Annotated in this window: 7 protein-coding genes; 4 read left to right on the top strand and 3 right to left on the bottom strand. The window is 44.4% G+C overall.

The annotated features are described in order from the left end of the window. From Q0369_RS03725 to Q0369_RS03715, 3 genes are all read left to right on the top strand, one after another. Positions 1 to 544, top strand: a 544-nt coding sequence (locus Q0369_RS03725) for a transporter substrate-binding domain-containing protein (protein WP_298096177.1), incomplete at its 5' end; no start/stop codon positions are given. A 442-nt stretch (positions 545 to 986) separates the two neighbouring features. Further along, entirely contained in the window at positions 987 to 1793 is an 807-nt protein-coding gene (locus Q0369_RS03720) for a transporter substrate-binding domain-containing protein (protein ID WP_298096174.1), read from the top strand. A 17-nt stretch (positions 1794 to 1810) separates the two neighbouring features. Beyond that, positions 1811 to 2617 (top strand): transporter substrate-binding domain-containing protein, encoded by an 807-nt coding sequence (locus tag Q0369_RS03715; RefSeq protein ID WP_005873330.1) that lies wholly within the window; start codon positions 1811 to 1813, stop codon positions 2615 to 2617. A 223-nt stretch (positions 2618 to 2840) separates the two neighbouring features. Here the strand turns inward: Q0369_RS03715 and Q0369_RS03710 are convergent, their stop codons facing one another. The 3 genes from Q0369_RS03710 to radA are packed head-to-tail and all read right to left on the bottom strand — an operon-like array spanning position 2841 to position 5826. Beyond that, entirely contained in the window at positions 2841 to 3584 is a 744-nt protein-coding gene (locus Q0369_RS03710) for a hypothetical protein (RefSeq protein ID WP_298096171.1), read from the bottom strand. A gap of 15 nt (positions 3585 to 3599) precedes the next feature. Continuing rightward, positions 3600 to 4466 (bottom strand): hypothetical protein, encoded by an 867-nt coding sequence (locus Q0369_RS03705; RefSeq protein WP_298096168.1) that lies wholly within the window; start codon positions 4464 to 4466, stop codon positions 3600 to 3602. A gap of 10 nt (positions 4467 to 4476) precedes the next feature. Next, positions 4477 to 5826, bottom strand: coding sequence for a DNA repair protein RadA (gene radA / locus Q0369_RS03700; protein WP_298096165.1), 1350 nt, complete (start codon positions 5824 to 5826; stop codon positions 4477 to 4479). Positions 5827 to 6037: 211 nt separating this feature from the next. On the opposite strand from radA, the gene brnQ reads away from it, so the two are divergent. Further along, positions 6038 to 7369, top strand: coding sequence for a branched-chain amino acid transport system II carrier protein (brnQ, locus tag Q0369_RS03695; protein ID WP_298096162.1), 1332 nt, complete (start codon positions 6038 to 6040; stop codon positions 7367 to 7369). Positions 7370 to 7648 lie beyond the last annotated feature (279 nt).

The raw sequence follows: 7648 nt of genomic DNA, 5'->3' as shown, positions 1-7648 counted from the left end.
AAATAAAGTAGATATGGTGCTTGCGACCTTTACGATCACAAATGAGCGTAAGCAGCTAGTTGATTTTACGACGCCGTATTTTGCAGTAAATATCGGCGTGCTAACCCGCGCTGGCGATAGGATCAAGACTGTATCGGATCTGCACGACAAGCCGATCATCGCAGAAACCGGAACTACGGGCGAAGCGTATTTTAGAAAAGAGGGCTTTGAAATTGTAAATTGCGCTACCGCAAACGAATGCTATAAAATGCTAAAGGACGGTAAGGGCATCGGATATGCGACGGATAATCTGATAGTTTTAGCTTATGCCGTCATCGACAGCGACACCGAGGTAAATATCAAGAATTTAGGCGTTTCGGATTTCTTAGGCATTGCGGTTTCTAAGGGCAATAAGGATCTGCTTGAGTTCTTAAACGGCGAGCTAGTCAAGCTAAGCAAGAACGGCTTTATGAAAAAGACCTACGACGAGACTATCGAGCCGTATTACAAGGGCACTGCGGAGAAAAAATATTTCTTGCTGGATGACCTTTATAGCTTATTTTAGGCGGGCATAGCGGTACGGCTCGCCTGCATTTGCTTGCAGTAAGCATAGAGCTGTGCGCTATACGCCAGGTAAAATTTAAAAGGCTTGCATAGCCTTGCTATTTTGCCCGACTTTGCGAGCTTGGTTTAGATTGTAAGATTTTACTAACGCGCCGTTGCAGAATTTATAAAATTCTATAGAATTTCGCAGCGGCGCGCTATTTTTATGGCGCTAATAGACGCACAGAATTTTATAGCGAAGCGCTAAAATTTAATGAGAGCAGGCGGAGCTTGATGCAAGGTAGCAAAATTTAAAAAGCCTCTATCATTATGCTTAGAAATTTTAGTTACGAAATTTTATCGCTAAACCCGCAATTTAGGGAATAGTTTCGGTTCTAGTAAAATGAAATTTTAAGAAAATTTACATTACAATTACGAAAAATTTAAAATTCAAGGAGGAAATTATGAAAAAGTCATTTTTTCTTATTCTATTGTCGGCGATCTTTGTTTTTGCGAATTCATTAAGCGAAATAAAGCAAAGCAAGGTTATCAGAGTGGGCGTTTATGAAAACGAGCCGCCTTTTAGCAAGTCAAGCGAGAAAGGCTTTGAGGGTTTCGAAGTCGAGCTTGCCAACGCGCTAGCCGGTAAAATTTTCGGTTCTGCCGGCGGTCGTATCGAGCTCATACCGGTAACGAACGAAGTGCGTTTTCCGATGCTGCAAAACAATCAGGCAGATATGATAATCGCGGCTGCAAGTATTACTGAAGAGCGTAAGGGAAGCGTGGATTTTTCGATGCCGTATTTTACGGTGAATTTGGGGATTTTAACGAAAAAAGACTCAAATATCCATAAAATAGGCGATCTGATGGGCAAAAAGATCGGTATCATCCGCAAGACTACCGGCGAGGCGTATATCAAAAAGGACGGCGGTTATAATGTTTCCTACTGCAACGATTCGGTCGATTGCTATAGGAGATTAAAAAGCGGCGAGATCGACGGGTATTGCAACAACAACCTTTTTGTAATGGTCTATCCGATCGTAGATCCTGCGGTCGAGGTCAATATAAAAAATTTAGGCGATAATGTATTCTTGGGCGTCGCGGTGCAAAAAGGCAATGCGGAGCTGCTAGAAGCGATCAACAAAGGCTTGATCGCACTTAGCAAAGAGGGCTTTTTCAAAAAGGCTTACGAGGATACTTTCGAATCCTTCTATAAAGGCACCGTCGATAAAAAATATTTCTTACTCGACGATCTTTACAGCTTTTTTTAATAAAAAAGGAATTTGAAATGAAAAAATCACTGTTTTTAATTCTTTTATCTTGCATCTTTGCGCTTGCGAATTCTTTAAGCCAAATAAAGCAGAGTAAAGTCATTCGTATCGCCGTTTATGAAAACGAGCCTCCGTTTAGTAGGGTCACGGATAACGGCTTTGAGGGCTTTGACGTAGAGCTTGCTAATGCAATCGGAGGCAAAATTTTAGGTGATACCGGCGGCAGGATCGAGCTCATACCGGTATCAGCGCAAGCACGCTTTCCGTCCATTCAAAATAATCAGGCGGATATGCTTATCGCGGCTGCAAGCGTTACTGAGGAGAGAAAGAAAAATTATGAATTTTCGATGCCCTATCTTTCGGTAAATTCCGGAGTTTTAACCAGAAAAAGCGACAATATCCAAAAAATGAGCGATCTGCGAGGTAAGAAAGTAGGCGTCATCCGCGGCTCGACGGGCGAAGCGTTTATGCAAAAGGACGGCGGCTACAATCTAGTGTATTGCAAAAATTCCTCCGATTGCTACAAGCGGCTAAAAAGCGGCGAGATCGACGGCGCGTGCGACGATAATCTATTTGTGATGGTCTATCCGGTCGCAGATCCTAGCGTCGAGGTTAATATCAAAAGTCTTGGCGAGAACGTATTTTTAGGCATCGCGATGCAAAAAGGCAACGCAGATCTCGCAGAAGCCGTTAATCAAGCGCTCATTTCGCTTAGCAAAGAGGGCTTTTTCAAAAAAGCGTATAACGATACTTTCGAGCCTTTCTACAAAGGCACTGTCGATAAAAAATACTTCCTTTTAGACGACATATACAGCTTCTTTTAAAATTTTAAATTTTGATTGCGGGGTCGGGATTTGAAGCTTCGCGGCTTTAAATTCTAGCCCACGCGGTCTTAAAATTTCGTCTCGAAATTAGCTTTAAAATTTCGCTTAAAATTTTGTTAGTCCTGCCGCCGCGCCTAAGCCAGCGTGCACACAGCAGTCGCAATCTTTAGTATTTGCGACCATTTGCGTCGCGCAAAATTAGATCGAGCTAAGCTTTAAAATTTTACTCCGAGCCCTTGGAATTTTTTAAATCCTCCATACGCTCCTGCTGCGACTGCACGAACGCGCCGTATCTCGTAAAAAGATAATCTTTGATCTCAAAAATCATCAACGTAAAAATCGAAGGCAGCGTAAAAAATCTAATCGTCATAAATACAAGATCAAGCGCGCTTAGCTCATCATCGCTCGCGCGATACCCTCCAGAGCTTGCGGTTAAAATCCCATGCAGTGCCTCGTAGTTATAAAGGATGAAAATCGTCACGAAAAGCGTCGAGAGCTTCGATACGATCTTATTCATGATCTGCGCCACGTCCTCATCGGCGATCACCGACATCGCAAACCACACGAGGGTAAAAAACAGCGGAAAGACGATGTTGAAATTTAGCGAGTTATCAAGCTTTTCCGCGCCCGTCACCGCGATGATCGCAAACACCGCCGCAAAGGGGATCACAAATAGCGCGAAGGTCATCGCCGATTTTATCGCCTTAAAAAAGCCGTACGCAAGCAGCGGCGAGCCCAAAGCGAGCAAAAAGATCGTCAGCGCATAGTTTGCTTTGGCAAAATCGTATAGATTAAACAGCGCAAACGCCGATGCTGCTGCAAGTAGCGGCACGCTGAGCTTAAACAGCACCCCATATTTGGCGTAAGCGCGCGACACGACGGCGTCGAGTCTGCTAAATTTGACGTTTAAGCTTTGCGCCTTGATGAAAAACAAAATGACGAATTTGACGATTACGTTTGGATTCAAGATAGCTCCTGAGATTTATATATCTCTTTTATCTCCTAAATATTTTTTAATTTCAAACACCATCAATGATATTCCTGATGGGATGGTCATAAATTTAATTATATCGGATGCTTGATTTTGATGTAGAATTATAAATAATAGGCTTATTATAGTCGATAGTCTAAATATTGTTTTGTTTACAATATCAGCAGCTGCTCTGTCTTTAAAATTGCAAGATGTTATAGTCCAAATAAAGCTAATGCTTAATACGAAATATAGATCTGGAAATTCCTTAATTAATTCTTCTAGTGGTTTAAAATTTTTTGTAGTTCCTTTTATATTTTGTGTTCCAAAATAAAGAGTTATTAGGGCAAGCTCAATGCCCATAATAAACATAGATACTCCAAGCGCCAAGTTACATTTTCTATATTCTTTTCCAAATAATATTTTTTTTAACTCATCGAAAGATTCTATTGCAAAGAAGAAAATCACAGGAAGAACAAATCCCATAATTCCTATAGTAATCCAATTTAATAAATTTTTGGTGGATGCAAGAAATAACGCTATAAAGAATAGAGCTATAGATAGTGATAGAGCATATTTCACGCATTTACTCAATGGGCATAGTATAATTGTGAGTATACAAGTAGATGATATAACTAGTGTTGTAAAGATAGGGTTATTAGGGTTATTATGAAGAACCCTTATGGCATCTTGAGCCATACATTCAAATACTATAGAGTAAATTATTATAAAAAATCCAAATATTGTCGCTGGAGATTCGATTTTTTCAGATATTTTATCATTATGTTGATATGCTATTAACAGTATGCTTAATATGATAAATGAGACAAATGAGATAAATGATCGGTATTCCCAAAGCCAATTAAGTATATTATCCATATCTCTTCCTTCACATCCAATCTAAAATTTGCGTGATCTCGGTGGCGTGAAAAATTTTAAGTCCCTGCGCGTTTTGCGGCTTCATCGGGACGATCGCGTTTTTAAATTTCTGCATCGCGGCTTCCTTCAGGCGCGCATCGAGGTTGAAGATCTCTCTGATCTCGCCGTTTAGGCTCACCTCGCCGATGAAGACGCTTTCTTTGCTGATCGGGCGGTTTTTGAAGCTGCTTACGATCGCCGCGACGACGGCGAGATCGCACGCCGTTTCGGTGATTTTTACGCCGCCGCTGACGTTTACGAAGACGTCGTATCCACCAAGCCCGATCTCAAGCTTGCGATCGAGCAGCGCCAGAAGCATATCCAGGCGGTTTTTATCAAAGCCCGTAGCGCTGCGCTTCGGGTAGCCGCTCTCGCACACGAGCGCTTGGATCTCCACGACGAGCGCGCGCGTACCCTCCATCGTGATCGTGATCGCCGAGCCGCTTACCGCCTTGCCGCGCGTGAAAAATTTACTCGCGACGTCCTTGGCGCTTACGAGCCCGTGCGGCCCCATCTCGAAAATCCCAACCTCGCTCGTAGCCCCGAAGCGGTTCTTAAAACCGCGCAAAATTCTAAGCTGCTTGCTCGCATCGCCCTCGAAATACAGCACCACGTCCACCATATGCTCTAGTATGCGCGGGCCCGCTATCGAGCCCTCTTTGGTGATGTGGCCGATGATGAAGATCGAAATCCCGCGCGCTTTGGCAAGTCGCATCAGCTCGAACGTGATCTCGCGCACCTGCGTGATAGAGCCCGGCGCAGAGGGGGCCTTATCGCTAAAAAGCGTCTGGATGCTGTCGATGACGATAAATTTATAATCCCTGCGCTTGACCTCTTCAAGCACGGCACCCAGATTTATCTCGGTGAGTAAAAACAGCTGCTCGCTTATCGCGCCAAGCCGCTGCGCACGCATTTTGATCTGGCTGGCGCTCTCCTCGCCGCTTACGTAAAGCACGGCGCGGTCGTCGCTTGCTAAATTTGCCGCGATTTTAAGCAGTAGCGTGGATTTTCCGATGCCGGGGCTGCCGCCGATTAGCACGAGCGAGCCCTCTACGACGCCGCCTCCGAGGACTAAATTTAGCTCGCTATCCTTGGTGTCGATGCGTGAAATTTGCTCGATTTCTATCTCGCTGATCGCTTTGGCGCTTGCGGATGAAGCGCGGGTAAGCTCGCCCTCGATCTCTTTTAGCGCTTTGATCTGAGCGGGCTTGAGCTCGACGAAGCTATCGAATGCGCCGCAGTCGGGGCATCTGCCGAGCCATCTGCTTTGCTGATTGCCGCAGTGCTGGCACTCAAAAATCGTGGTTTTAATCTTCGCCATCTTTATCCCTCGCTCATTTTGTCTAAATTTAGCCTTGAATTTCGCGAAATTATACTTAAAATTTTTAAAATTTTAGCCGCCTCGTGCGCTGCGTGTCCGCCAAAAAATCGTAAAAAAGCTAATTTTTAGCTAAATTTCGGCTAAATTTAAATATGTTTTAAACATTTGTAACTACAATATAAGTTTCAAATCCAGCAAGGAAGGTTTTAAGATGAAGGGCAAGCTTAGTAGAAGCCAGTTTTTGACGATATCGCTTACGCTGTTTGCGATGTTTTTCGGTGCGGGAAATTTTATTTTCCCGCCGGGTCTTGGCAGGGAGTCGGGGCAGAATTTTTATATTGCGATAATGTTTTTTTGCGCTACGGCGGTGCTTCTGCCGGTGCTTGGCGTCGCAGGCATTGCGCGCGCAAAGGGGCTTCAGAGCTTGGTGCGCCGCATAGATCCGGTATTTGCGATCATTTTTACCGCGCTTTTGTATCTTACTATCGGGCCGCTTTTCGCGATACCGCGCGCGGCAAATATGCCTTTTGATATCGCGATTAAGCCTTTTATTGCGGAAGAGCGTCTTCAAATTTGGCTATTTGTTTATTCTGCGGCATATTTTGCGCTGAACTATTACATCTGTATGAATCCTTCAAAGCTCGTCGATCTGCTAGGAAAATACCTCACGCCGATACTTTTGGCGCTTATTTTGCTGCTTTTCGGCGCGGGATTTTTGTTTCCGATCGGAGGTTTCGTCGCTCCTAGCGGGGAGTATGTCGATCACGCCGCAGCAAAGGGCTTCGTAGAGGGCTATCAGACGATGGATGCGCTTGCGTCGCTGGCATTTGGAATCATCGTAATTAACGCCATTAAAGCAACCGGCGTAAGCGACGAAAAGCACCTTGTAACCTCCACGATAAAAGCAGGAATGATGTCGGGCGTCATACTGATGACGATATATTTTATGCTGGGCTATCTGGGCGCGACCTCCGCAGAGCTTTTCAAAGATACGCCGAATATCAATGGAGCGGAGCTTTTGTCGCGAGTAAGCGATCATTATTTCGGAAGAGTTGGCGTCGTGATCCTAGGCAGCGCGTTTTTCCTAGCTTGCATCACCACGACTCTTGGCCTTATAAGCTCGGCTAGCGAATACTTCGAGGAGCTTACGAAAGGCAAGATCAAATATAAAACCTGGGCGATCGCTTGGTGCGTGATCGGCTTTGGAGTCGCAAATTTCGGCCTTACGACCATCATCAAAGGCTCCATCCCCGTACTAGTCGCCATCTATCCGATCTCGATCATGCTGATAATCCTCTCGCTGATTAATCCGTGGATCGATTCGAGCAAGCTGATTTACCGCGCCTGCGTCTATGTCTGCGTCGTCGAGGGTGTCATAAACGGACTTGATATTTTGGGGATTTCGGTGCCGCTTGTTACGTTTATTGTAAAGAAAATGCCGTTTTACGACTCGATGCTCGGCTGGATCGTGCCTAGCACCTTGACCTTCGCCGTGACCTACGTGCTGCATCTGATCTTTGAAAAAAGAGACGATAGCTTCTAAATTTAAGAGCTATTTTAAAATTTAGCCGGGCTCTACGGGGCTCGGCGTACTTCTAAATTTTAATTCACTACCAAATTTAATCTCCATATTTTTCCATAGAATTTCGACATATAAAATAAGCCGCCTTCAAAATTTAACTTAAATTTACGCTAGAATTATCAAAGTAAAATTTCAAAAGTAAGGATGGCAAGATGGGCAAGCGAGACGAAGCGCTAAGCTTGGCACGAGATTTCGAACGCGACGGCTTTAGAGTGCCCGGTTTATACGAGCGGTTTTGGC

The organism is uncultured Campylobacter sp. (assembly GCF_938030685.1).
In the GTDB taxonomy this organism is placed as follows: Bacteria; Campylobacterota; Campylobacteria; order Campylobacterales; family Campylobacteraceae; genus Campylobacter_B.
Note: the sequence above shows the minus strand (reverse complement) of the source record. Positions and strands in the feature narration are given on the sequence as shown.

Bases quoted from the DNA above. Each gene is read 5' to 3' on its own strand.
- Q0369_RS03720 (WP_298096174.1), top strand. From the start codon at position 987: ATGAAAAAGTCATTTTTTCTTATTCTATTGTCGGCGATCTTTGTTTTT.
- Q0369_RS03715 (WP_005873330.1), top strand. From the start codon at position 1,811: ATGAAAAAATCACTGTTTTTAATTCTTTTATCTTGCATCTTTGCGCTT.
- Q0369_RS03705 (WP_298096168.1), bottom strand. From the start codon at position 4,466: ATGGATAATATACTTAATTGGCTTTGGGAATACCGATCATTTATCTCA.
- radA (WP_298096165.1), bottom strand. From the start codon at position 5,826: ATGGCGAAGATTAAAACCACGATTTTTGAGTGCCAGCACTGCGGCAAT.
- brnQ (WP_298096162.1), top strand. From the start codon at position 6,038: ATGAAGGGCAAGCTTAGTAGAAGCCAGTTTTTGACGATATCGCTTACG.